Origin of the sequence: Caballeronia sp. LZ001 (assembly GCF_031450875.1) — a bacterium.
In the GTDB taxonomy this organism is placed as follows: domain Bacteria; phylum Pseudomonadota; class Gammaproteobacteria; order Burkholderiales; family Burkholderiaceae; genus Caballeronia.
The window spans coordinates 437926-460973 of record NZ_JARTVX010000005.1 but is presented as its reverse complement, the minus strand read 5'-3'; the positions used below and the strand labels follow the sequence as shown (position 1 = coordinate 460973).

The following is a 23048-nucleotide window of genomic DNA, read 5'->3' as shown; positions in this document are numbered from 1 at the left end:
TAGCCGATGTTAGCACCGGCAATGACGTTATACGGCTGCCAGATGCGCGACGAGTTTTCTGCAGGCTTCGGGCAGGGCATCGAGCGAGCGCATTCCTATCAGGAGTTCACGCGCGGCCCATTTATCCGTTAAAGCGACGACGCAGAGTCCCGAGGACCTTGCATGTTGGCGTGCGACTGCATCGGGCATGACACCAAGACCAAGGCCTGCACCGATCATCAGACATTGGGCATCGTAGACTGTCACCTGAATGCGCACGTTGACGGCGCGGCCATCTTCGTTTGCGGCTCGCGTAAGACATTGGCTTATAGCGGTATCGGCCGGCAAGACGACGAATTCGAAGTCTAGTGCTTCGGCGAAAGCTATCGAATTTCTTAGCGAAAGCGCGTGACCCGGCGGCGTGACGAGCACGAGATTGTCGGTACGATAGGGAAGCGTCTGAATAGCACGACCATGCGGCACGGCTGTAAAGACGCCTATGTCGGCCGCGTTATCGGCGATCGCGCGCACGACTTGCATACTGGGCTTTTCGTCCACTTGCAAGCGAACATTGGGATAACTGGCCGCGAAAGACTGAATATCCTGAGGCAGGAATTGCACGATGGACGAGTTGTTCGCCGCGATGCGCACCATACCGCTAAGGCCATTGGTGAAGTCGCGCATTTGCAGGGCAATATCGTCGAAATGATGCAGCGCGCTAAGCGCCAAAGCGACGAGCCGTTCCCCCGCTTCGGTCGGCACTACGCCTTTATTCGTGCGATGCAATAAAGGCACGCCGAACATGGCTTCAATCTCGCTGATACGTCGACTTACCGCGGCAGCCGCAATGTGTTCACGTTCAGCCGCGGCGGCAATGGTGCCCGCCTCGGCAACCGCGACGAAGAGTCTCAGCGAAAGCGGATCGATCGAATGCATAGGGCTTGTTCAGGCCGTTGATGATCGTTAAGAGCGGCAATCGCAGTGTACTGAAAATTGACTCGTCATCGCATATCGCGATGGCGGCATGACGAAGCGTTGCTTTGCGACACTCACCGCATCAAACAGAATTAGCTCCAGGACGTCGTTGAAGGCCTTGACCTTAGGAGCATGAAAATGGAAGCCGAAGTCGCTCAAGCCACGCGTATTCGCGTGTTCTGGCAACCGGGATGTTCGTCGTGTTTGCGGACCAAGGAATTTCTTACGCGTCAGGGGATCGAATACGAATCGATTGACGTGCATAACGATCCGGAAGGCCGCGCGGCGCTCTTGGCGCTTGGTGCACGTAGCGTTCCGGTGGTCGCGCTCGGACAGAGATACACGTTTTGCCAATCCATCAACGACGTCATCCGTTTTCTCGATCTCAAGACCACGGCAGCGCCGCCGTTGCCTCCCGAACAGCTCGTCGCAAAGCTCGCGCACGTACTCGAGTCGAACGCGCGCTATGCGAGGCAGTTCGGTCTTGAGCATTTTCGAAAGCCGTTTCGTAATCGCAATCGCACGCCGGCTGGTTTGACGTTTCACGTATTCCGCGTCGCCGAAATGGGTGTGCAAGCCGCGCATCAGATTGAATTGCGCTTCGAGGGCTTTGACGATGTGCCGCCTGACAATTGGACCGCAGAAGACATCGCGCGTTGGGGAGAAAGCGTGCGCGTCGAACTACTAAAGTGGTGGGAACAGGAAACCGATCGCACGCTTGCCTATGACGTGCCGACTTACTACGGCCGCCGCTCAATGCACGAAGTGCTTGAACGCACCGCATGGCATAGCGCGCAACACACCCGGCAGGTAATGCTCATGCTTGAAAGCGAAGGAGTCACTGTGGACCGACCCTTGAGCGCGGACGACCTCGGGGGCCTGCCTTTGCCGGACGAAGTCTGGGACAGATAACTTCAGGCCAAGACGGAAGCGAGCAGGCCCATTCAGCCGCCCGCCTAGGGCGGCTTTTTTTAGTCTGATGCTAAGCAAATCATCCGCCTTTTCGCTGCGGCATAACGTATACGTTGAGCGATACAAGGCGCTTCTTCTCTTATAATGTAAGGCATTCCGTCCGTCTTCCAAGGCGGATTTTCGTCCATGCCCGGGCGATAACGCATCTGGAATGCCCATCATGGCTGAAGCCCGGACCGCCGAAGCGATCAGCAAGCCGCGAGAAAAATCGACCGCTACGGTCTATCAGAGAATTCGCGAGATGATCCTGCGCAACGAGCTGCGCCCGGGTACGCAATTGCTCGAGCAAGAACTGGTGCAGATGTTCGGCGTAAGCCGCACACCCGTTCGCGAGGCGCTCATCAGACTGCAAAACGAACATCTCGTACAGATCATTCCACGTCACGGTGTGCGCGTGCGCAATGTGTCGATGGCGGATCTCGAAGAAGTTTTCCAGGTGCAGACAAGTCTCGAAGCAACTGCGGTGGCAGCAGTAGCTTCGCGCAAACCAAGCGCGCGTGATATCAAACTACTCGAAAAATCCTGCGCGGATATGGAGCGCGCTTTTGCTAAAGACGATCGCGATGCGTGGGCGGCGGCATGCGAGCTTTTCTATGCGCACCTCGTCGAAATGAGCGACAACCCGAGGCTGGCGCAAATAGTCGGTGAATGTGCCGATCAAGTGCGCCGCGTGCGCGAACTCACGTTAAAGCTCATCAAGCTTGACGACGCAAGCACCAGCGTCCTGCGCGATGTCATCACCGCGTTGCGAAATGGCGATGCCACGAATGCCGAAATGCTTTGCCGTGAACATCGCGCACGGAGCCTTCAAACGCAGATCGAAGCCCTGCAACGCTACCGGATTCTCGACGTGTGAGACCGATTACGCGTGACTTGCTTCCCACACCGTGCGTGACAGAGTTTCAGTGCAAGCCCGCTCATTCGCGCGCTCCGACGCAATCAGCACTTCACGGTCGGTATGACGGCACACCACATGGCTTACGCGTCGCACGCCGATGCCAAAGAGACTGCGCTTGCCGCCACCGAGCACGATGAGATTCGCTTCGAGCTCGTCTGCAGCCTCTGCGATGATACGCCCGACGTTGTGTCCATCGGCAGGCGTTCTGCGCGTCTCCCAGTGAGCTTCGACCCCTGCCTCCTCCAGCATCTTGGTGCTACTGCGATAGACGACGAGCGCAAGCTGGTTGACGAGATCGACCGTATCGCAGCAAATCACATCGGCTTGTGATGCCGTCCACCACGGAGCGCTGTCGATGACATGCAGCATGGTCAGCCGGGCATTGCTTTCACGTGAACGCGCGATCGCGACGGACAACGCGGCTTCGCTGAAGCCAGGACCCACGGCGACGAGAATGTGTTGGTACATGGCGCTAGCTCCTGTCGATACGTTTGTTGGTTGGTGCATGTCGTCATCATCGTCGTCAAGAATTAGCAAACAGTGAGGAAATTGCATTCTGCATGCACCACGTCGGGGCGATAAATTAAACTGATAGGCTTCTACCCTCATTGCGGCTCGAATGGACCACCGCGAACTGCTCAATCTCGCCTATCTGCGCGCTTTCCGGCTCGTTGCGCAGACGGGCAGCGCCACGCGCGCCGCCGTCGCTTTGTTCCGCGCTCAGTCGGCAGTCACGCGCTCGCTACAGGAACTTGAAGCCGCCGTTGGCGAGACGCTGCTCGAACGCCGGTCATCGGGCATGCTTCCTACGCCGGCCGGCCGCGCCGTTCTTCTGCGTTGCGAACGCATCTTCACGGAGCTGGAAACCCTTGCACAGTGGTGTGCAGCGCGCCAGTCACGGCGCCGCGCCAGCAGCGGCGACGGCCTGCCGGCGTTTCTGCTGAACACGCGGCGCCTCCAGTTGTTTTCCGCGCTGGCGCGTCATCGACATATGCCGAGCGCGGCGCAGACGCTCGGACTTAGTCAGCCCGCGGTGTCTAGCGCCATTCGCATCATGGAAACGGGCGCGGGCATGCAGCTTTTTTATCGCAGCCCGCGCGGCTTGCTGCTCACGAGCGAAGGCGAAACTTTTGTCTTGCACGTGCGTCGCGCGCTTAACGAACTGCGCCATATTCCCGACGATATCGCCGCATTGCGCGGGACGATTCAGGGCTTCGTCACGGTCGGTTCGCTGCCGCTCGGGCGTACGTTGATCCTGCCGGGCGCGATAGCGAGAGTGGCCGCGCAATATCCGGGCGTGCGCATCATCACCGACGAAAGCGCCTATGAGACGCTCGTTGCCGGCCTGCGGGCGGGCGATATCGATTTCGTGCTCGGCGCGCTTCGGCAGAACGATGCATCGAGCGGTTTGACTAACGAACGTTTCATGTCGGAGGACATGGTCGTGATCGGGCGGCGTGGTCATCCGCTTGCCGAAATCGACGGACTCACTCTTAAGGAACTCGTCTCGGCACAATGGATTTTGCCGCGCAGCCACGCCCCCGCGCGTGGCATGTTCGAGGCGCAGTTCAAGCGATGGAAAATGAAGCCGCCCATGCCGACCGTCGAAACCGCCGACCTCGCGGTCATTCGCGGTTTGCTGATGAACACCGATATGCTCGCAGCGGTCTCAGCGCAGCAATTGCATTATGAATGCGAGTCGGGCCAACTCATGGTGCTCGACATAGCGATGCAAAATACAAAACGCGATATCGGTCTGACCTTGCGCGCCGGTAGCACTCCCTCGCCAGCTGCCCGAGCGCTGATCGACGCCATTCGGCTGACGGTGGACGAGGTCGGCCATACATTGCGGCGTGAAACGGCTCGGAAAGAGACCGGCACGACGCATCGTGTTTGAAATTTTGAATGCCACCGCGTGGTTTTTTGCATGCATGTCGGCCGGCGGAGTATCGTGGCAGTTCGCTCAAGACGAGGATTTCGGATGGACCAGCAGCAATGGGATGCCATGGACGCCTACCTGTGCCAGCAAACCCAGGCACACGACGAGGTACTCGAAGCAGCGCTCGCGGCGAGCAGTGCGTCGGGACTGCCTCCCATCAATGTCGCACCGAATCAGGGCAAGCTGCTGAACCTGCTCGCACGCCTGCGTGGCGCACGCCATATCCTTGAAATAGGCACGCTAGGCGGCTACAGCACCATCTGGCTCGCACGCGCCCTGCCACCTGACGGCACGCTGCTTTCGCTTGAGGCCAATCCCGACTACGCCGAGGTGGCGCGCAAGAATCTCGAACGCGCTGGACTTGCTTCGGTTGCAACAGTCGTGGTCGGCGCGGCGGCCGCATCGCTTGAAGGGTTCGTGCGCGAAGGCATGCGCCCTTTCGACTTCATATTCATCGATGCCGACAAGAAAAGCTATCCCGAATATCTGCGTCTCGCGTTGAGCCTTAGCAAGCCGGGCACGGCGATCGTTGGCGACAACATCATCCGTCGTGGCCGTATCGCCGATGCTGACAGCACCGAGCCCGATGTGATCGGATTGCGCGCCTATTTCGACATGCTCGCAACCGATCCACGGCTCTCCTCCACTGCCGTGCAAACGGTGGGCAGCAAGGGATGGGACGGATTCTCGCTGTCCATCGTAACGAGCTAGCAAGCTTTATTAGAAGCTCAAGCCGGGCGCCTTCTCCACTGCTGCCAGCGGGAACGCATGCGCGGCATGGCAAGCCGCGCTTCTGCAAGCGGCATTTGCCTGCACTCGACATGCATTCCTCTGGCGGGTGCTTCGCTCACGAAGTCATCGATGATCTCGCGTACGTCCGGGTCGATATGGTCCGCACGCGAAGCATCGAGAATGACAGTCGCGTTGTCAGGAATGGAGCGCAGAAGATGCTTTAGCGTGACCTTGCCGAGAAACGACACGTCCTTTCGAAACGAGAGCAGGTAATGATCGTCGTGCTGCGTCATCGTGATTGGCCGCTTGAGATTAGCGCGCACGGCAAGCACGAGACTACATGCGATGCCAAGCACAATACCCATGAGCAGATCGGTCAGCAACACGCCAGCAATTGTCACGACGAAGGGTGCAAATCGCTCGAAGCCTTGTCTGGCGATGGCGACAAACAGCGACGGCTTGGCAAGCTTGAGCCCGGTGAAAATCAATATCGCAGCCAGACATGCAAGCGGAATGAGGTTGATCACGCTCGTCAACGCAAAGACGCTTGCAAGCAGCAAGACACCATGTACGAATGAAGACCAGCGACTTTGCGCGCCGGCGTGAACGTTTGCCGAGCTGCGCACGATGACCGATGTAATTGGCAATGCGCCGATAGCGCCCGCCATCATGTTGCCAATGCCTTGCGCTTTCAATTCGCGATCGGGATGTGCACTACGTCTCTTGGGATCGAGTTGCTCGACCGCCTCCAGGCTCAACAAAGTTTCAAGGCTCGCGACGATGGCAAGCGTGAATGCGAGACGCCAGACATCCGGGTTGACGAATTGCGAGAAGTTGGGCAATTCAAGCGCATTCGTGAATGCTGCGAACGTTTCAAGCGAAGGCAATGCCACGCGATGTTGCGCGGGCGGCGCCAAGCCCGGCGCGAACATGTCGAGTAAAAGCGTTACGCCAATACCGAACGTCACCACGGCAAGCGGCGCGGGCACGGCGCGCACCACGGCAAAACGTCGCATGGCGCGCGTTTCCCAGCCAGCGAGCATGGCAAGGGACATCACGGCTACGGCAAAAGCAGCGAAAGATACCGGACCGAAAGGCGTATCGAGCAAGCCCGGTCCGCTCGCGGCTGGTGCGCCTGCATTGGCGAAGCCCGCGGCCAGGGGTATCTGCTTGATGACGAGCAATAGGCCAATGGCCGCAAGCATGCCCTTGATCACCGACGACGGCACATACGCTGCAAAACGTCCCGCCTTAAGCAAGCCAAAGCCGAATTGAATTGCGCCCGACAAAAGCACCGCGAGTAGAAATGCAGAAAAACTGCCTAGTCCCGCGATGCCATCGACCACGATGACGATAAGCCCCGCTGCCGGTCCGCTTACGCTCAATTGCGAGCCGCTAAGCAATGCCACGACAATGCCGCCTATGATTCCGGACAAAAGCCCCGCAAAGGGCTCCACGCCCGATGCATTGGCAATGCCAAGACACAGAGGCATCGCTACGAGAAATACGACTGTGCCGGCGAACAGGTCGCGCGGGAACTGGCTTAGACGATTGCTAAGGTTCATAAGGATTTAGCCATGTGGGTGCCTGCTACGTTTAACGAATTCACGCAGCATGAAATGAGCGACGATCGAATCAGCGTCCGGCGGCTTCGACGACTTCCGCGTACAACGGCACCATACGGGGCGCGTCATAGCCGGAGGCAAGCACTTTGATAAGCCCGTCGTGCAGGCCGAAAATCCAGCCGTGCACGAGCGGCGGCTCATCGCGATCGATTACGATCCGCGTCTGACGCAGAAGCCGCACTTGTTCGAGCACATTGAGTTCCGCAAGGCGATCAGCGCGCGCATCGAACTCTTCCAAGTCGTCGAGTTCACGTCGATGCCGCTCGCCTAAAGCGCACACCGGGGCAATACGGCGATTGACGTGCGGTATTTCATTCGAGAGCGGCAACAACGATGCTCGCACACCGCCGCATCCATAATGCCCGCATACGATCACATGATCGACCTTCAGCACTCGCACCGCATATTCAAGGACGCTCATGGTGTTGTCGTCCGACGGCGAGAACAAGTTCGCGATGTTGCGATGAACGAAAAGATCGCCTGGGTTAGCGTTCGTGATCGTTTCGGCAGGCACGCGACTATCAGAACACCCGATCCACAACACCTTGGGGTTTTGCCCCTCTGCAAGGCGTGGGAAAAATTGCGTGTCCGCCTGCGCGGTTTCGCGAGCCCAGGCAATGTTTTCCAGAAGCATGCGTTTCGGTCGATTCATGGCGTTCTCATGACGAGCATTCGATGGATTGCACCCGCGTTGCAGTGCAGCGAATCCTTACGAATCACTTTCGCCGAGAAAGTTCAGCGCCGTCCAAGAGAAAATAATTCGCCTCGCTATTTATTTCTCTTGAGATTTTCCTTGGACGACGCTAACACACGCTCAAGAAAAATCGGTCGAGCGCGACAAATGCTCCCACTTGTCGATTTCTTCGTTGAGCGCCACTAGCTTCGTTTTGACAAGAGAGATTGCATCGCTCCCAAGAAGAAGATGCGCAGGTGGATCATGGGCTTCGATGAGGCTTAGCAAGGCTTGGCCGGCCTTGGCTGGATCGCCCAATTGCTTGCCGCTCTTGGCCTCACGCGCCGCGCGGATCGGGTCGAACAGCGCGTCATAGTCTGCGATGCTGCGCTCCGTTCTGACCATCGAGCGGCCAGCCCAATCGGTACGAAACGATCCGGGCGCAACGGCCGTTACTCTTACGTTGAAGTCCTTGACCTCTTTGGCCAACGTCTCTGAAATGCCTTCCAGCGCGAATTTGCTGCCGCAATAGTATGCAATGCCCGGCATCGTGATGAAGCCGCCCATGGACGTGATGTTGATGATGTGGCCGGCACGGCGCTCCCGCATGGAAGGCAATACGGCTTTGATCATGGCGACCGCACCGAATACGTTGACATCGAACTGCCGGCGCATTTCCTCCAGCGGCGATTCTTCAAGTGTGCCTTCGTGGCCATAGCCAGCGTTATTGACGAGCACATCGATCGGGCCGTATGTGCGCATTACTTCCTCGACAACAGGGCCTATGCGGTCAAACGCCGTCACGTCGAGCACGACTCCATGTGCCGATCGGGGCTTGATAGCCTCGAATTCCTTGAGGGCGTCACCATTGCGAACTGTGCCGATAACCGTGTGTCCTGCATCGAGCGCGCTTTGCGCGAAAGCGCGTCCAAAACCCGAACTCACGCCGGTGATGATAAACGTCTTGCCGTTTGTGTTTTCCATGTGAACCTCTCCTATTCGACTCGTCGCGCGCACCATGCCGCAACACCTGTCCAATATTAGAGAGCGCGCATCGTTCTTGATACGCCGGTTCTTCTCGCATGTTTGCCTAAAGCTATTGGCGTATGGATTCGCGGCTGCAAAGCTGGCAAATTAAGGGCTGTCGACACATCTTGCGGAGCCACCGTGATCACCCGCCGAACGCTAGCCACCGAAACCAGACGCCGCATGATCGAGCTGCTGATGCGGCTTGCCCCTTTGGAAGGCTATAACCTCACAGCATTGCCAGACGTGCGTTTTCTGCGTTCGAACAGACCACTGCGTCGCACGCCGGTACTTTATGACCCGGGCATCGTTATCGTCTGTCAGGGCCGCAAGCGTGGCTATTTCGGCGAGCAAGTTTATCTATACGATGAGCAGCATTACCTGGCCGTGTCGGTGCCCGTACCCTTTTCAATGGAGACGGATGCCAGCGCGCAAAAACCTTTGCTTGCCATCTATTTCCGGCTAGATCTCAACGTTGCAGCAGAGTTGATCATGCAACTCGATGAACACGGCGCAACCGTAACGTCCGAACCTCACGGCATGATCTCAACGCCGCTGGACAAACAACTCGGCGCGACGGTTCTCCGCTTTCTCGAAACCATGAGTGACCCGCTCGAAGGTCCGGTTCTCGGGCCGGCTCTCGTGCGCGAGATTTATTTTCGAGTGTTGACGGGCGAACAAGGTCCTTCGGTGCGCGCGGCTTTGACACGGCAAGGTCAGTTCGGGAAAGTCGCGCGAGCATTGCGCAAGATCCATCAAAGTTTCGATGAGCCGCTCGATGTTGCGCTGCTTGCAAGCGAAGCCAACATGAGCGTGCCCGCGTTCCATTTGCATTTCAAGACCGTGACCAACACGTCACCAATGCAATATTTGAAGTCAACCCGGCTGCATCAGGCGCGGCTGCTCATGGTGCGGAACGATGTCACGGCAGCCGTCGCATCGGCGCAAGTGGGCTACGAAAGTGCTTCGCAATTCAGCCGCGAATTCAAGCGTTTGTTTGGGCGCAGTCCCGTCGATGAAGCCCAGCGTCTCAAAGACAGTTTCGCGCTGCCAGATCCCGGACCGGGTTCGGGCTACGTGTCATCGCATTGATGCGTGGATCGTCTGTTAATCTTCCACGCAGAACAAACCTGCTACCAAACGCATGAACGAAGCCTTCGTCGAACTGAACTGCGGACCCTATCCGTTGCGCATCGAATATAAGTGGATCAATCCTTCGCGCATCGATGCTCCAATCGCGGTATTTGTGCATGAGGGGCTGGGTTCAGTTGCATTGTGGAAAGACTGGCCGCAGCGGCTATGCGACCGAATGAACTGCCGTGGTCTCGTCTATTCGCGTCCTGGCTATGGACGGTCGACGCCGCGCCCTCCGCATGAAAAGTGGCCTGTGACCTTCATGCATCGTCAGGCGACGAAGATATTGCCTGCGCTTCTAGATGCGCTCAAGGTAAATGCGTTCGAACGTTCTCGCATGTGGCTCGTAGGCCATAGCGATGGCGGGACAATCGCACTGCTTTACGCAAGCACCTTTCTCGAAGCGCTTGCCGGACTGATCGTGCTTGCACCACATGTGTTCGTGGAAGCGATCACAGTCAAAGCCATAATGGAAGTGCGAAGCGCCTATGAGCACGGTGCGTTGCGAGCGAAACTCGCTGGCTACCATGAGGACGCAGATTCCGCCTTTTATGGCTGGAACGACGCATGGCTCAATCCGGAATTTCTGCGTTGGGACATTACAGACGAAATTCGCTCGATCAAACGGCCATTGCTCGCAATACAAGGCCACGACGATGAATACGCGTCGATGCTTCAGATCGACAAGATCAAGGCGTCCGTGAATCACACTCATCTCGTCAAGCTATCGGCTTGCGGACATTCACCGCATAGGGATGCCACTCAGGCGGTCAATGATGCAATTGCAGATTTCGTTACCCGCTCGTCTCTGCCGTGAAGCCGAGCGATCAACCGACAGGCCGTCTGCGCCATGATGCCATCGCGCAAGCCCGCACGGCGATTAAGTGACCGTGCCGCGCGTTTGGGCAGATGATCGCAGTCGGTCCAATGCATCTTTTATTGCGGTTAAATCGACGTTGTTCGTCTCGAGCGAGCGAACCCTTAGGGGCTGACTGCTTAAACAAACCATTCGCCCGAAGGACGAAATGCGGCTCAAGCCTCCGCAGGCTTAACCGCTGTTTCTTGTGACCGCCGCAAGCGTTCGCGGCTATTCGACAAATGCATGCGCATGGCTGCGCGGGCAGCTTCCGGATCACGCCGCTCGATGGCGTCGTAGATATCCTCGTGTTCGCGGTTCACGCGATCGAGGTAACTGCCGGGATCGTTATGCGCAAGCGCAGCGGAATTTACACGCGTGCGTGGAATGATCGTGTTGCCCAACTGGCTAAGGATGCTGTGGAAATAACGGTTGCCCGTAGCCTTGGCAAGCTCGAGGTGAAATGCGACGTCCGCGGCAACCGCGTTGCCCGTGCCTTCTGCAATGTGCCGCTCGAACTCGTCCAGAGCATGACGCATGTGCTTCAGATTCTCTTCGCTTCGCCGCATTGCCGCGAGACCTGCGGCCTCGGCTTCGAGACTGATGCGTAGTTCGAGGATGGCCATGACGTCGCGCACGGTGAGATCGCCCGCAGCTTCGATCTGGAAGCGATCGTGATCGGTCGCTGCGAGTACAAAAGTGCCAATGCCATGACGCGTTTGAACCAGGCGCCCCGCCTGAAGGCGCGATATCGATTCTCGTACGACCGTACGGCTAACGCCCAGTTGCGCCATGATCTCCGATTCGGTCGGAAGCTTGTCGCCAGGCTGAAGCGCGCCGCTGCGAATCCGTTCCGAAAGTTCGGCGACAACTTCCTCGGTCAGATTGCGAGAGCGGCGAAGACCGCCGGCTGCGAGAGCTGGTGACATAGGGCGATTGAAAAAGGTAGACGAGCCATTATAGGGGCGCAGACTTGCTTGTACGACGACTGATGCCTGATCGAATACAAAATGCCTTAAGCCCTCAATGCAAAACACAAAAAACCGTTATGGTTCAGGCAACTAAAAATGTAACAAACTGTTGATCAACCATTTCACCGAGCGTAAAGTTCAAGTACCGCTTGAAGTCAAAGCGCGTGTGTCATGTTTTGCAAGGCATGTAAGCATTCAAGGCGCGCGCCTCGCTTTCAAGAGGTCGACTTCCGATCGAAGGCTCGCGAATCCTCGTCCGCATCCGTTGGATTCGCCATCACCTCGCGCACTCGCGAGCCTCCCTGAAGCGGTTCACCGGCTTACCGCGTCGCGCCTCTCACTCTCCGATTACGCGGCAAACCGGTGTGCTTAGAGCCTCCAAGTTGCGTTCGTGCGAACGCCTTCGTGGAGCGCGGCACCACGTGGGCAGCAAGGAGACAAACAATGATGCGTGAAGTGACCGGAGCTTTTTTTGGCTCCCGCAAGTTGGACGAAGCACTGGAAGACCTCAAGGCAGAGGGCATCACGAGCGACCGCGTTCGCGTCGCGAGCATGTCCGGGTTCGCCGATTTCACCGCCAGCATGGAACTGAGCACCAGTTCACCGACCCAGTGGATCACCGCCGAATTTGCAGGCTATGCCGATCTAGCCGCCACCGACGGCGGGTATGGGATTGCATCGACCGGCAGCGACGACATCCTACCTGGCTTCGATAACGATGAATCCGCTGCATACGGTATAACCCGAGTATTCGTCAGCATTCGCGACGAAGCCGAAATGCGCGCCGTATGCGATATCTTCTCGCGCCTGGGCACTGATGATATCGACGCGGAAGTCGCGGCGGCCTGACCCGCCGCGATTGCATTCAATCGTTTGTATGCAATAAACGTTTGCTTGATTATTGCGCTGGTGCGGTCACGGGCTTCGCTTTCTTCTTGTGCTTGAAGTGAAAACCCTTGCTCGTACCAGTGGCAGCCGAAGTATTGTCACCGCCTGCCGTCGGCGCGGCCGTCGCTGCGCCGTGCGCGTTGCCGCCGCCAGCGCCGCCATTACCGTTGCCACCTTGCGCCATCGCCGCGCCCGACGCGCCCAGCATCAAACCCGCAGTGAGGGCGATAAGTGCTGCCAATCCATTCGTCTTCATGTCGTTCCTTTTTGCGTAAAGTCAGTCGAGTGTGTATTCACCGTGCAGGCTTTTGAATGCCGAATACAATCGGCGAGCGGCTTGGCATGAGACCTGCTCGCCAGACGTATTCGCCTGCAAAAAGCCAAAAGCCATAAGATGGATGCGCCCAAAGTCAAAAGCCCAGCCAAGCCGCCTCGGCGCAATAAAGCCGAAACGCCAACTGTCTCTCCAGCAGGTTTCGTGCGCGTTCGCGGCGCGCGGGAGCATAACCTCAAAAATGTCGATGTAGACGTCCCGCGCGATGCGCTGGTCGTGTTCACAGGCGTGTCCGGATCGGGAAAGTCGTCACTTGCATTCGGAACTTTGTATGCAGAAGCGCAGCGGCGGTATTTTGAATCCGTTGCGCCCTACGCGCGGCGCCTGATCGAGCAGGTCGGCGTACCGGAAGTCGATTCCATCGAAGGATTGCCGCCCGCCGTCGCCTTGCAGCAGCAGCGTGGCACGCCCAACGCACGTTCGTCGGTGGGAAGCGTGACCACGCTTTCCAGTCTCGTTCGCATGCTGTATTCACGCACGGGTAGCTATCCGCCGAAGCAGCCCATGCTCTACGCGGAAGACTTTTCTCCCAACACGGTTCAGGGCGCGTGCCCCGTCTGCCATGGTCTCGGCCGCGTCTACGAAGTGACCGAGAAGTCGATGGTCCCCGACGACTCGCTCACCATCCGCGAACGCGCCATCGCCGCATGGCCGCCAGCGTGGCACGGTCAGAATCTGCGCGACATACTCGTCACGCTGGGCTACGACGTCGACACGCCCTGGCGCGATCTGCCGAAGAAAGACCGCGACTGGATTCTCTTCACCGACGATACGCCCACCGTGCCGGTCTACGCGGGCCTCACACCCGCCGAGACACGTGCCGCACTCAAGCGTCGCGCGGAGCCGAGTTATCAAGGCACCTTTACGGGCGCGCGCCGTTATGTGCTTCATACCTTCGCCCACACGCAAAGCGCGCTCATGAAGAAGCGCGTGTCGCGCTATATGGTCGGGAGCGACTGTTCGTCGTGTCACGGCAAGCGACTGAAGCAGGAAGCGTTATCGGTGACCTTCGCGGGACTGGATATCGCGGAGTTCTCGCGTCTGCCGCTTACGCGGCTTGCGCAGGTGCTCGCGCCCATTGCGCGCGGCGAATGGCCCGATCATGAAGAAGCACGCGAGCAAGACGTGCTTGCCAGGGACGTGCGGCAGGCGGCAATTGCGAAGCGTGTCGCGGCGGGTGGATCGGCGCATAAAGCATCGCCCGATGTACGGCGCACGCCCAACTTGTCCAATGAGAAGCGCGCCGCCGCCGAGCGCATAGCAGCCGATCTCGAAGAACGTCTTGCCACGTTGATCGATCTCGGCCTCGGCTATCTTGCTTTGGATCGCGCGACGCCCACCTTGTCGTCAGGCGAATTGCAGCGCTTGCGGCTAGCCACGCAACTGGCCTCGCAACTCTTCGGCGTGGTGTATGTGCTCGATGAACCCTCCGCCGGTTTGCATCCCGCTGACAACGAAGCGCTCTTTGACGCGCTGCAACGGCTCAAGGCTGCCGGCAATTCGCTCTTCGTGATCGAGCATGACATGGAGACGATGCGTCGCGCAGACTGGCTCGTCGATGTCGGTCCCGCTGCGGGCGAAGCCGGTGGACATGTGCTTTATAGCGGCCCGCCCGCGGGTCTCGCATCGGTGGAGGCGTCACAAACGCGTCTGCATCTGTTCGCGTCCCATTCGAACACCGACCGCGCGCCACGCACGCCGCGCGGCTGGCTGAAGCTCGCGGGCATCACGCGAAACAATCTGCATGAGATCGACGCTGCGTTTCCGCTCGGTTGCTTCACGGCGGTGACGGGTATATCGGGCTCGGGCAAGTCGAGTCTCGTCAGTCAGGCATTGCCCGAACTCGTGGCGCAGCATCTGGGAAGAGCGCTCGATGAGCCCGACGAAGACGAAGCCGATCCGCTCTTCACGGTCGTCGAAGCGCCTGCGGAAGGCTCCATCGTCGAAGGCATGGACGCTATACGGCGCCTAGTGCGCGTCGATCAGAAGCCGATTGGCCGCACCCCACGTTCGAATCTTGCGACTTACACGGGACTTTTCGATCACGTGCGCAAGCACTACGCCGATACGCCGCTCGCGCGCAAACGCCATTACAGTGCCGGCCGATTTTCCTTCAATGTCGCGCAGGGGCGTTGCCCGACTTGCGAAGGCGAAGGCTTCGTGAGCGTCGAACTGTTATTTTTGCCGAGCGTGTACACGTCGTGTTCGACGTGTCACGGTTCGCGTTATAACGCCGAGACACTCGAAGTCACGTGGAATGGCAAAAACATCGCCGAGGTGCTGGCGATGAGCGTCGATGACGCCTGTCTCTTCTTCGCGGATGAGCCCAATGTGATGCGCGCGCTTGCCGTGCTGCGCGATATCGGCCTCGGTTATCTGCGGCTCGGTCAGCCTGCCACCGAACTCTCGGGCGGCGAAGCGCAGCGCATCAAGCTGGCAACCGAACTGCAGCGCGCGCATCGCGGCGACACGCTCTATATCCTCGACGAGCCCACGACCGGACTACATCCCGCCGATGTCGATCGTCTGATGGCGCAACTTCAAGGACTCGTCGACGCAGGCAATACGGTCGTGGTCGTCGAACACGACATGCGCGTCGCGGCCCAGAGCGACTGGGTCATCGATATCGGTCCGGGCGCGGGAGAAGATGGCGGCAAGATAGTCGCGGCCGGCGTGCCTGCGAGTGTGGCGACGCTGGCCGCAAGCCGCACGGCGCCTTATCTGCAAGACGCATTGACCTGAGCAATCAATACAAGCCCAGCCAGCGCCACACGTGAAACTTCAACGTGCCGAGCATCTCGTGCAATCCGCTGTCGGAATCGATCCAACCTTCCGGGTGCGGCACGAGCCATGACTTTGGATTGCGCACGAATGCAACCGCAGGCTGCGGGTGTAGGTCGAAAGCATCGAATGCGAGCAACGCGCGACGCATGTGCAGTGAGGACGTGATGAGGATGGTCGTGTCGTATTGACGCGAGCGTAGGATTTTGTACGTATTGCGCGCGTTCTCGTAAGTGTCGAGACTCTGATCTTCGAGGATGAGATCCGCAGGCTTCACGCCACGATCCACGAGCAGACCGCCGTATAGTTGCGCTTCGGTTTGTTCGTGATGCTGCGGATTTCCGCCGCTCATGATGACCTGACACTGCTTGTCCGTTTCGACACAGGTTTTGTACAGGGCGGCAGCAAGGTCGACGCGATAGATGGAATCGGCCAGTGGAACGAGATGTTTGTTGCGATCGTATTCGGTCCCACCGCCCAGCACGATGATCGCCGTACGGTCCGCGAGCCGGGGCGCCTGCTTCGACCCATAGCCGATCTGCGCGAGGCTTATCATCGGCCCTGCAAGCCAGCTACCGAAGAGCCAGAACACGGTTCCGGCCACGAGGAAGATCACGAGGCGGCGTTTGCGCCACACGATGAACAAGGCGACGAAGACAAGCAGCAGGCAGAGTAGATCCAATTACGTTTCCCGTCGTTTTAAGGTTTCAAATACCTTGCATCACGCGCATGAAACTTGCAAGGCGAGGCTATGCAGTACGAATACCGTCGTAACGCCGCGACAAGTATCAGTCTGAACGATTTGCGTGACATCAAGCGTGGTCGATATCGCACACGCAACGCGTTGTCTTCCGGGCCTCACCGTGCGCCATCGCACGGACGATCACCCCCCGTAATTCGTTAAATACGATCAAACAAGATTCGACGGTGTTGCGAGTGCTCTTGAGTCGTTTGACCAGCGATTCACCGAGTGCACCACCGCCCGTTAGCAACGGGACTGAGCACGGTCCAAAAAATCGAATATTCGTTTGATACCCGCTTCAGTCCGTTTGCACCGTTGGCCATGGTTCAAGGGAAACCAGAGAAAATGAAAACTGAATTGCGCCGCATCCTTGCCGAGTCCGCACGCCTCGACGTGTCGATCGACACTCTCTCCGACAGCGACGACCTGTACGCAGCCGGCCTCTCCTCGCTCGCAACCGTGCACGTCATGCTCGCGATCGAAGACGAGTTCGGCATCGAAATTCCGGATCAAATGCTTACGCGACGTCTGTTCTCGAGCGTCGATTCGCTCGCGGCCGCCGTCAAGGAGCTGCAAGGTTCGCAGGCGGACGCATGAACGCCGCCACGCAAGAACTCGAAGCAGCAGGACACGTTGAAGGCGACGGCGTGATCGCGCCGCGCAGCGAAGGCGAGTTGCTCGAAGCCGCGCGTCGCGTCTCGGCCATCGCCGGCAAGCATGCGGCAGCGGTCGACAAGGATGCACGCTTCCCCGCTGAAGCCGTGGCCGCAATGCGTACCGAGCGTCTCTTCTCCGCAATGGTGCCGGCAAGCTTCGGCGGCGACGGGCTCTCGCTCACGGGCGTGGCCCGCTTGTGCGAAACGCTCGCGCAAGGCTGCGCATCTGCCGCGATGATCTACGCCATGCATCAGAGCCAGGTCGTCTGCATCGTCGATCACGGCGCGAATGTGCCCTGGCAGCGCGCGTTTCTCACGCGCATGGTGAACGAGCAACTGCTGTTGGCATCGGCGACATCGGAAGAAAATATCGGCGGCAACATGCGCACGAGCGCATGTGCGGTCGATCTTGCCGATGACGCCTTCAACATCGAAAAGCTCGCGCCGACGATTTCGTATGGCACGTATGCCGATTGCATTCTCGTAACCGCACGCCGTCATCCCGACGCGCCGCCGTCCGATCAGGTGCTGATCGTCGCGCCTCGTTCGACGTGCACGCTCGAATCGCGCGGTACGTGGGACACGCTCGGCATGCGCGGCACCTGCAGTCAGGGGCATCGTCTCACTGCAAGCGGCAAGGCCGAACAGATTCTGCCCTCGCCTTTCTCGAAGATCGCCGATGAAAGCATGCTGCCGGTTTCGCATACCTTGTGGTCCGCGGTGTGGATCGGTATTGCGTCGGATGCCGTGAATCGCGCGCATCAGTTCTTCCGTAATCAGGCGCGTGGCAAGCCGGGCGCATTGCCGCCTTCGGCCGCGCGTCTTTCGCAAGCCGTCACGCTCGTGCGCATGATGCAGGCGCGTCTGCGCGAATCGCTCGCCTCGGTCGAGGCTGCGCAAGCGGAACGGCTCGCAAGGCAGGCATTGCAAACCGACGACAGCGACGCACCGTTGACCGCGTCTATCGGCATTGCCTCCGATCTGAACATGCTGAAGCTCGCCATTTCGCAATCGGCCGTGCACGTCGTGCAAGAGACGCTGATGATCTGCGGCATGGCGGGTTACAAGAACGATACGCCCTTCAGCGTGGGGCGGCACTTGCGCGATCTGCACTCGGCGCCGCTCATGATCAGCAATGACCGCATCGAACTGAACACCGCGAATCTGCTGCTCGCGCAGCGTTCCGCAACCGGGACCCTATAACGATTATGAACATGCCGAACGAACAGGCCGCGCTCATGCAGGCCGAAGAACAAGCACATAACGAGACCAGTCAAGTGCCCTACGATAAATCGGATTTGACCTTGCGCGACCGGCTGATGGCCGCCGGCATTCTCATCGATACGGGCGAAGACGGCCTCTATGGCCGCAGCGCGGTGTTCGAGGATGTGGTGGACCGTCTCAACAACGTGATCACGTTGCTTGGCGCCGACCAGCACGCGGAATCGTTGCGCTTTCCGCCGGCCATGCGCCGCCGCGACTTCGAAGACAGTGAGTACCTGAAGAGCTTCCCGAACCTTGCCGGCACGATTCACTCGTTCCAGGGCAATGATCGCGGCCATCATCGTCTGCTCGAAGCGCTCGACAAGATCGTGCATATCGGCGAAGAAGAAGAGCGTTCCGATGACTGGATGGATCAGCAAAAGCCGACGCGTCTCGTGCTCACGCCTGCGGCCTGTTATCCGATCTATCCGCTCGTTGCCAAGCGCGGCAACCTCGCCGAAGACGGCGCGATCTTCGATGCGTTCTCGTATTGCTTCCGTCACGAACCGTCCATCGATCCGGGCCGCATGCAGATGTTCCGCATGCGCGAGTACATTCGCGTGGGCAGCCCCGAGCAAGTAATGGCGTTCCGTCAGAAGTGGATCGAGCGTGGCTCGCTGCTCGTGAATCTGCTGCAACTGCCGTTCGAAATCGATCTGGCTAACGACCCGTTCTTCGGACGCGGCGGCAAGATCGTGGCCGACAGCCAGCGTGCGCAAGAACTCAAGTTCGAACTGCTCGTGCCGGTTGCAACGCCCGACCGTCCGACCGCATGTTTGTCGTTCAACTATCACATGGACCACTTCGGCGAGTTGTGGAAGATCCGTCAGGGCAATGGCGAAGTGGCGCATACCGCATGCGTGGGCTTCGGCATGGAACGTACGACGCTTGCGCTCTTCCGTCATCACGGTCTCGATGTGAACGCGTGGCCCGCCGCAGTGCGTGAACTGCTGTGGGGCAATGCGGCGCCGCTCGTCGCCGATGGCTTCGGCACACTGGGCAAAGACGCATGAACGCACGCTCGCCCGAGCACGCCGTGACTGGCGCGTCCAACGAACAGTCTGCCGCTCAAGACGAAGCGAGCCGCCATGCGTTGCATCGCGGCGAGCGCGTCTGGCTGGAGACCAACTGTTACGTCGATCTGTGGATCGAGCTCTTGCACCACTACGGCTGCGATCCGCACGCCGCATTGAGCTTCACCGTGACGCAGGCGTTCGAAGGCGATCAGTTCACGTTCCCCAAGTTCTCGCTCGACGACATCTCGCGGCTTTACGGCTTGCAGGCCCAGGAGCTCGCGATTTTCGACACGCTCGAAGCTCACGTGCGCGAGCAGACCAAACGCGGTCACGTAGTGGTCGCCGAAGTGGATGCGTTCTATCTGCCCGACACGCGTGCAACCGCGTACAAGCAGTCGCATTCGAAGACGACCATTGCAGTCGACTCCATCGATGCAGCGGCAAAGCGCATCACGTACTTCCATAACGCGGGCTATTTCGCGTTATCGGGCGAGGACTATGACGGCGTGTTTCGCCTGATGCCAGACCTTGCAAGCGACGTGCATGCGCTCTTTCCGTACGTGGAGTTCGTCAAGCGCGCGCGTGCGCCGCTCGAAGGTCAGGCGCTGGTGCAACGTTCGGTCGATCTGCTCAAGCTGCGCTTGCTCGATCGTCCGACATCGAACCCCGTCTCGCAGTGGCGCGCGGAGTTTCCCGAGCATCTACGTGCATTGCTCGAACGGGATGTGTCTTACTACCATCTCTACACGTTCAACGTGATGCGCCAGCTCGGTTCGAACTTCGAGTTGCTGTCGAAGTATCTGGTGTGGCTCAATGCGCACGGCGTCGAAGTGCCTGACGCAATCCAGACGAGCGCGCAATCCATGGCGAACGAAGCGATGGTCATGCAGTTCCGCCTTGCGCGGGCGCGCATGCGTTCACGGCTCGACACGTGTACCGACTGCCTCGATTCGCTCGAAGCATCTTACGAGAAGGTCATCGAACCGCTCGCCGCGCGTTTTCTTTGAAGCACCGGGGCCACGCTGCTCGCGTGGCCCGTGCTTCGTTCATCATGTTCATCTTCGCCCATAGAAGGAAGGAACATGCATTCCATGTCCGATATGTCCAACGCTTGCCTGCCGCAACGCCTCTCCGAAGGGTGGACGTGCACGAGCACGGCTGCGGGCGCTTGTGCGACGCCTGCATCGCTCGATGAAAGCGCGCATTGGATCGATGCGCCCGTGCCCGGCACGATTGCATCGGCGCAACGTGCAAACGGCGTTGGCGAAGATGCGCTCGCGCAGCCCTACGCGATGTCGGATCACTGGTATCGCGTGCGCTTGCAGGGTGAAGGCAAGCGGCGCGTGCGCTTCAATGGCCTCGCGACAATTGCCGAAGTGTGGCTCGATAACGACAAGCTGCTCGACTCCGATTCTATGTTCGTCGCGCACGATGTCGATCTGAATCTGCAAGGCGACGCGACGCTTTATCTGTGCTTTCGTTCCATTCAGCCTGCACTTGCCGCAAAACGCGGCCGTGCGCGCTGGCGTCCGAAGCTCGCTCAGCCAGCGACGCTGCGCAACGTACGCACGACCTTGCTTGGACACATGCCCGGATGGTGCCCGCCGATTCAGCCAGTGGGTCCGTGGCGCGCAGTGGAACTGATCGGCGAAGCGCGCAATGGCATCGAGCGTATCGAGCTTGCGCCTTCAATCGATCGTGCCGATGGTCTGCTCGACGTCACTGTACATTTCTATCATCCGCAAGAGCCGGAGGAAATGCATGTCGAATGTGGCGATGGCGAGGCCACGGCGCCGCTGCAATGGCGTGACGCGCATACGCTCACGGGACAAGTGCGCGTGCCGCAAGCGCGGCTCTGGTGGCCGCATACGCATGGCGCGCCATCGCTCTATGCCGTGACCTTGACGAGCGAAACGCTTGGTCGTATCGCGCTTGGTCAGATTGGCTTTCGAAATATCGTAGTGGATCGCGGTGCGGACAAGACGGGCTTTCAGATCATCGTCAACGGCGTGCCGGTGTTCGCGCGCGGCGCATGCTGGACTTCCGCCGATATCGTCGCGCTCGACGCATCGCGCGACAAGCTCGCGGCCATCTTCACCCTGTGCCGCGATGCGGGGCTCAACATCATTCGCGTGAGCGGCATCACGCTTTATGAATCCGATACCTTCTACGAACTCGCGGACGAATTGGGCATTCTGATCTGGCAAGACTTTGCGTTTGCCAACTTCGACTATCCCTCGGACGAGGCATTCAACCGAAGCGTGCAACTCGAAGCAGAACAGTTTCTTGCGCGCACGCGGCGTTTTGCATCGCTTGCAGTGCTATGCGGCGGCAGCGAAGTGCATCAGCAAGCGGCCATGCTGGGTCTGCCGTTCGATGCCTATCAACAAGGCCTTTTCACGCAACTGCTTCCGGAAGTCATCGCCAAGCATCGCGCCGATGTGGCGTATGTCGTGAACTCACCGAGCGCCGCGCCCGGCGACAGCGTCTCGATGCCCTTCGGCACGCGCGGCGGCATCACGCATTACTACGGCGTCGGCGCATATCAGCGCCCCTTCGACGACGCGCGTCGTGCGCAAGTACGTTTCGCTTCCGAATGCCTTGCGTTCGCGAATGTCCCCGACGATGTCACGCTGCGCTCTGTACCCAATGCGGCGCGCGCGCATGAGCCCCGCTGGAAGACAAGCGTGCCGCGCGATCCCGGTTCCGCATGGGACTTCGACGATGTGCGCGAGCACTATCTGCGCGAACTGTATCGCGTCGACGTGGCGCGTCTGCGTTATGAAGACCCCGAGCGCTATCTCGAACTGTCTCGCGCCGTCGTCGCCGATGTGATCGGCGCTGTGTTTTCCGAATGGCGTCGCGAAGGTTCGACCTGCGCGGGCGGCATCGTATGGAATCTGCTGGATCTGCGTCCGGGCGCGGGCTGGGGTGTGATCGATGCGCGTCACAAGCCCAAAAGCGCGCTGCATGGGCTTGCGCGCGTGCTTCAGCCTATTCAGGCGCTGATTACCGATGAAGGCCTCGACGGCCTCGATGTGCATCTCGTCAACGAGACGGCTCGCGAGATACGCGCACGCGTGGAACTGTCGTGCTTGCGCGATGGCGCGGTGAAGGTCGCAGGCGGTGCGAGCGATGTCGTGCTATCTCCGCGCAGCGTGCAGCGTATCAAATCGTCTTCGCTGCTGGGCGCGTTCTTCGACATCGCCTATGCATATCGCTTCGGTCCTCGCGCGCACGATGTCACGCATGTGCTTCTGCGCGATCAGGATACCGGCGCGGTATTGTCAGAAGCTTTCCATTTTCCCGATCCTTCCATCGGCGAGCGACGTGATGTCGGATTGAACGCGACCATCGGTCAGGATGACAAAGGCTGGTTCCTCGACATTGCAACGACACAGCTTGCACGATGGGTGCATGTGGTCGATCCGGACTATTACGCGAGCATCGACTGGTTCCACCTTGCGCCCGGCGTGCCGCGTCGCGTGCCACTCGTTGCGCGAAGCGCACATGTTCGCGCGGCGCCCGAAGGCGATGTGTTCGCGGTCAATGGATCGAAAGGTGCGGTGTATCGCGGTTGAGCAGTCT

21 protein-coding genes are annotated in these 23048 nt (G+C 59.2%); 13 read left to right on the top strand and 8 right to left on the bottom strand.

Features of this window, described 5'->3' with window-relative positions; translation table 11 throughout:
* Nucleotides 1-27: 27 nt before the first annotated feature.
* Nucleotides 28-915 (bottom strand): LysR substrate-binding domain-containing protein, encoded by an 888-nt coding sequence (locus P9292_RS38590; protein ID WP_309964827.1) that lies wholly within the window; start codon nucleotides 913-915, stop codon nucleotides 28-30.
* Nucleotides 916-1092: 177 nt separating this feature from the next.
* Between P9292_RS38590 and P9292_RS38585 the strand changes: the two genes are divergently transcribed.
* Nucleotides 1093-1866 (top strand): glutaredoxin domain-containing protein, encoded by a 774-nt coding sequence (locus P9292_RS38585; protein WP_250510539.1) that lies wholly within the window; start codon nucleotides 1093-1095, stop codon nucleotides 1864-1866.
* A gap of 220 nt (nucleotides 1867-2086) precedes the next feature.
* On the top strand, nucleotides 2087-2782 hold the full coding sequence (locus P9292_RS38580; RefSeq protein WP_309964825.1) for a GntR family transcriptional regulator: 696 nt from the start codon (nucleotides 2087-2089) through the stop codon (nucleotides 2780-2782).
* A gap of 6 nt (nucleotides 2783-2788) precedes the next feature.
* Here the strand turns inward: P9292_RS38580 and P9292_RS38575 are convergent, their stop codons facing one another.
* Entirely contained in the window at nucleotides 2789-3292 is a 504-nt protein-coding gene (locus tag P9292_RS38575; RefSeq protein WP_309964823.1) for a universal stress protein, read from the bottom strand.
* A gap of 151 nt (nucleotides 3293-3443) precedes the next feature.
* Here P9292_RS38575 and P9292_RS38570 point away from each other — a divergent pair, with 151 nt between their 5' ends.
* Nucleotides 3444-4721 carry a LysR family transcriptional regulator gene (locus P9292_RS38570; RefSeq protein WP_250527243.1) on the top strand — a complete coding sequence of 426 codons (1278 nt, stop codon included), beginning with the start codon at nucleotides 3444-3446 and terminating at the stop codon, nucleotides 4719-4721.
* A gap of 84 nt (nucleotides 4722-4805) precedes the next feature.
* Nucleotides 4806-5474 (top strand): O-methyltransferase, encoded by a 669-nt coding sequence (locus P9292_RS38565; RefSeq protein ID WP_309964820.1) that lies wholly within the window; start codon nucleotides 4806-4808, stop codon nucleotides 5472-5474.
* A gap of 17 nt (nucleotides 5475-5491) precedes the next feature.
* Here P9292_RS38565 and P9292_RS38560 read toward each other — a convergent pair whose 3' ends face one another.
* The 3 genes from P9292_RS38560 to P9292_RS38550 form a co-directional block, all read right to left on the bottom strand.
* Nucleotides 5492-7060 (bottom strand): SulP family inorganic anion transporter, encoded by a 1569-nt coding sequence (locus P9292_RS38560; RefSeq protein ID WP_309964818.1) that lies wholly within the window; start codon nucleotides 7058-7060, stop codon nucleotides 5492-5494.
* Nucleotides 7061-7130: 70 nt separating this feature from the next.
* On the bottom strand, nucleotides 7131-7772 hold the full coding sequence (locus P9292_RS38555) for a carbonic anhydrase (protein WP_309964816.1): 642 nt from the start codon (nucleotides 7770-7772) through the stop codon (nucleotides 7131-7133).
* A gap of 162 nt (nucleotides 7773-7934) precedes the next feature.
* Nucleotides 7935-8777 carry an oxidoreductase gene (locus P9292_RS38550; protein WP_250467954.1) on the bottom strand — a complete coding sequence of 281 codons (843 nt, stop codon included), beginning with the start codon at nucleotides 8775-8777 and terminating at the stop codon, nucleotides 7935-7937.
* A 225-nt stretch (nucleotides 8778-9002) separates the two neighbouring features.
* Between P9292_RS38550 and P9292_RS38545 the strand changes: the two genes are divergently transcribed.
* A complete protein-coding gene (locus tag P9292_RS38545) occupies nucleotides 9003-9911 on the top strand; it encodes an AraC family transcriptional regulator (RefSeq protein WP_244831287.1) in 909 nt (302 codons plus the stop codon).
* 52 nt (nucleotides 9912-9963) lie between these two features.
* Nucleotides 9964-10770 carry an alpha/beta hydrolase gene (locus tag P9292_RS38540; protein WP_309964814.1) on the top strand — a complete coding sequence of 269 codons (807 nt, stop codon included), beginning with the start codon at nucleotides 9964-9966 and terminating at the stop codon, nucleotides 10768-10770.
* Nucleotides 10771-10985: 215 nt separating this feature from the next.
* Here P9292_RS38540 and P9292_RS38535 read toward each other — a convergent pair whose 3' ends face one another.
* On the bottom strand, nucleotides 10986-11738 hold the full coding sequence (locus tag P9292_RS38535) for a FadR/GntR family transcriptional regulator (RefSeq protein ID WP_309847685.1): 753 nt from the start codon (nucleotides 11736-11738) through the stop codon (nucleotides 10986-10988).
* Nucleotides 11739-12224: 486 nt separating this feature from the next.
* Here P9292_RS38535 and P9292_RS38530 point away from each other — a divergent pair, with 486 nt between their 5' ends.
* Nucleotides 12225-12629, top strand: coding sequence for a hypothetical protein (locus tag P9292_RS38530; RefSeq protein ID WP_250527237.1), 405 nt, complete (start codon nucleotides 12225-12227; stop codon nucleotides 12627-12629).
* A 49-nt stretch (nucleotides 12630-12678) separates the two neighbouring features.
* On the opposite strand, the gene P9292_RS38525 is transcribed toward P9292_RS38530, so the two are convergent.
* Complete coding sequence (locus P9292_RS38525) at nucleotides 12679-12924, bottom strand: hypothetical protein (protein WP_250510533.1); 246 nt, start codon at nucleotides 12922-12924, stop codon at nucleotides 12679-12681.
* A 138-nt stretch (nucleotides 12925-13062) separates the two neighbouring features.
* Here P9292_RS38525 and P9292_RS38520 point away from each other — a divergent pair, with 138 nt between their 5' ends.
* On the top strand, nucleotides 13063-15744 hold the full coding sequence (locus P9292_RS38520) for an excinuclease ABC subunit UvrA (protein ID WP_309964809.1): 2682 nt from the start codon (nucleotides 13063-13065) through the stop codon (nucleotides 15742-15744).
* Nucleotides 15745-15748: 4 nt separating this feature from the next.
* Here the strand turns inward: P9292_RS38520 and P9292_RS38515 are convergent, their stop codons facing one another.
* Entirely contained in the window at nucleotides 15749-16465 is a 717-nt protein-coding gene (locus P9292_RS38515) for a YdcF family protein (protein ID WP_244831281.1), read from the bottom strand.
* A gap of 405 nt (nucleotides 16466-16870) precedes the next feature.
* Between P9292_RS38515 and P9292_RS38510 the strand changes: the two genes are divergently transcribed.
* From P9292_RS38510 to P9292_RS38490, 5 genes are all read left to right on the top strand, one after another.
* On the top strand, nucleotides 16871-17122 hold the full coding sequence (locus tag P9292_RS38510; RefSeq protein WP_244831941.1) for an acyl carrier protein: 252 nt from the start codon (nucleotides 16871-16873) through the stop codon (nucleotides 17120-17122).
* The gene (locus P9292_RS38505) at nucleotides 17119-18384 is read left to right on the top strand and encodes an acyl-CoA dehydrogenase family protein (RefSeq protein WP_250510531.1); all 1266 of its coding nucleotides are present in this window, start codon (nucleotides 17119-17121) and stop codon (nucleotides 18382-18384) included. Before P9292_RS38510 ends, P9292_RS38505 begins: the two co-directional genes overlap by 4 nt.
* 5 nt (nucleotides 18385-18389) lie before the next feature.
* Nucleotides 18390-19457 (top strand): amino acid--[acyl-carrier-protein] ligase, encoded by a 1068-nt coding sequence (locus P9292_RS38500; RefSeq protein WP_409015506.1) that lies wholly within the window; start codon nucleotides 18390-18392, stop codon nucleotides 19455-19457.
* Entirely contained in the window at nucleotides 19454-20467 is a 1014-nt protein-coding gene (locus P9292_RS38495; RefSeq protein WP_309964805.1) for a DUF1839 family protein, read from the top strand. The genes P9292_RS38500 and P9292_RS38495 overlap by 4 nt, the downstream gene beginning before the upstream one ends.
* Before the next feature lie 84 nt (nucleotides 20468-20551).
* Nucleotides 20552-23041, top strand: a complete 2490-nt coding sequence (locus tag P9292_RS38490) for a glycosyl hydrolase 2 galactose-binding domain-containing protein (RefSeq protein ID WP_409015504.1) — start codon at nucleotides 20552-20554, stop codon at nucleotides 23039-23041.
* Nucleotides 23042-23048: the final 7 nt, after the last annotated feature.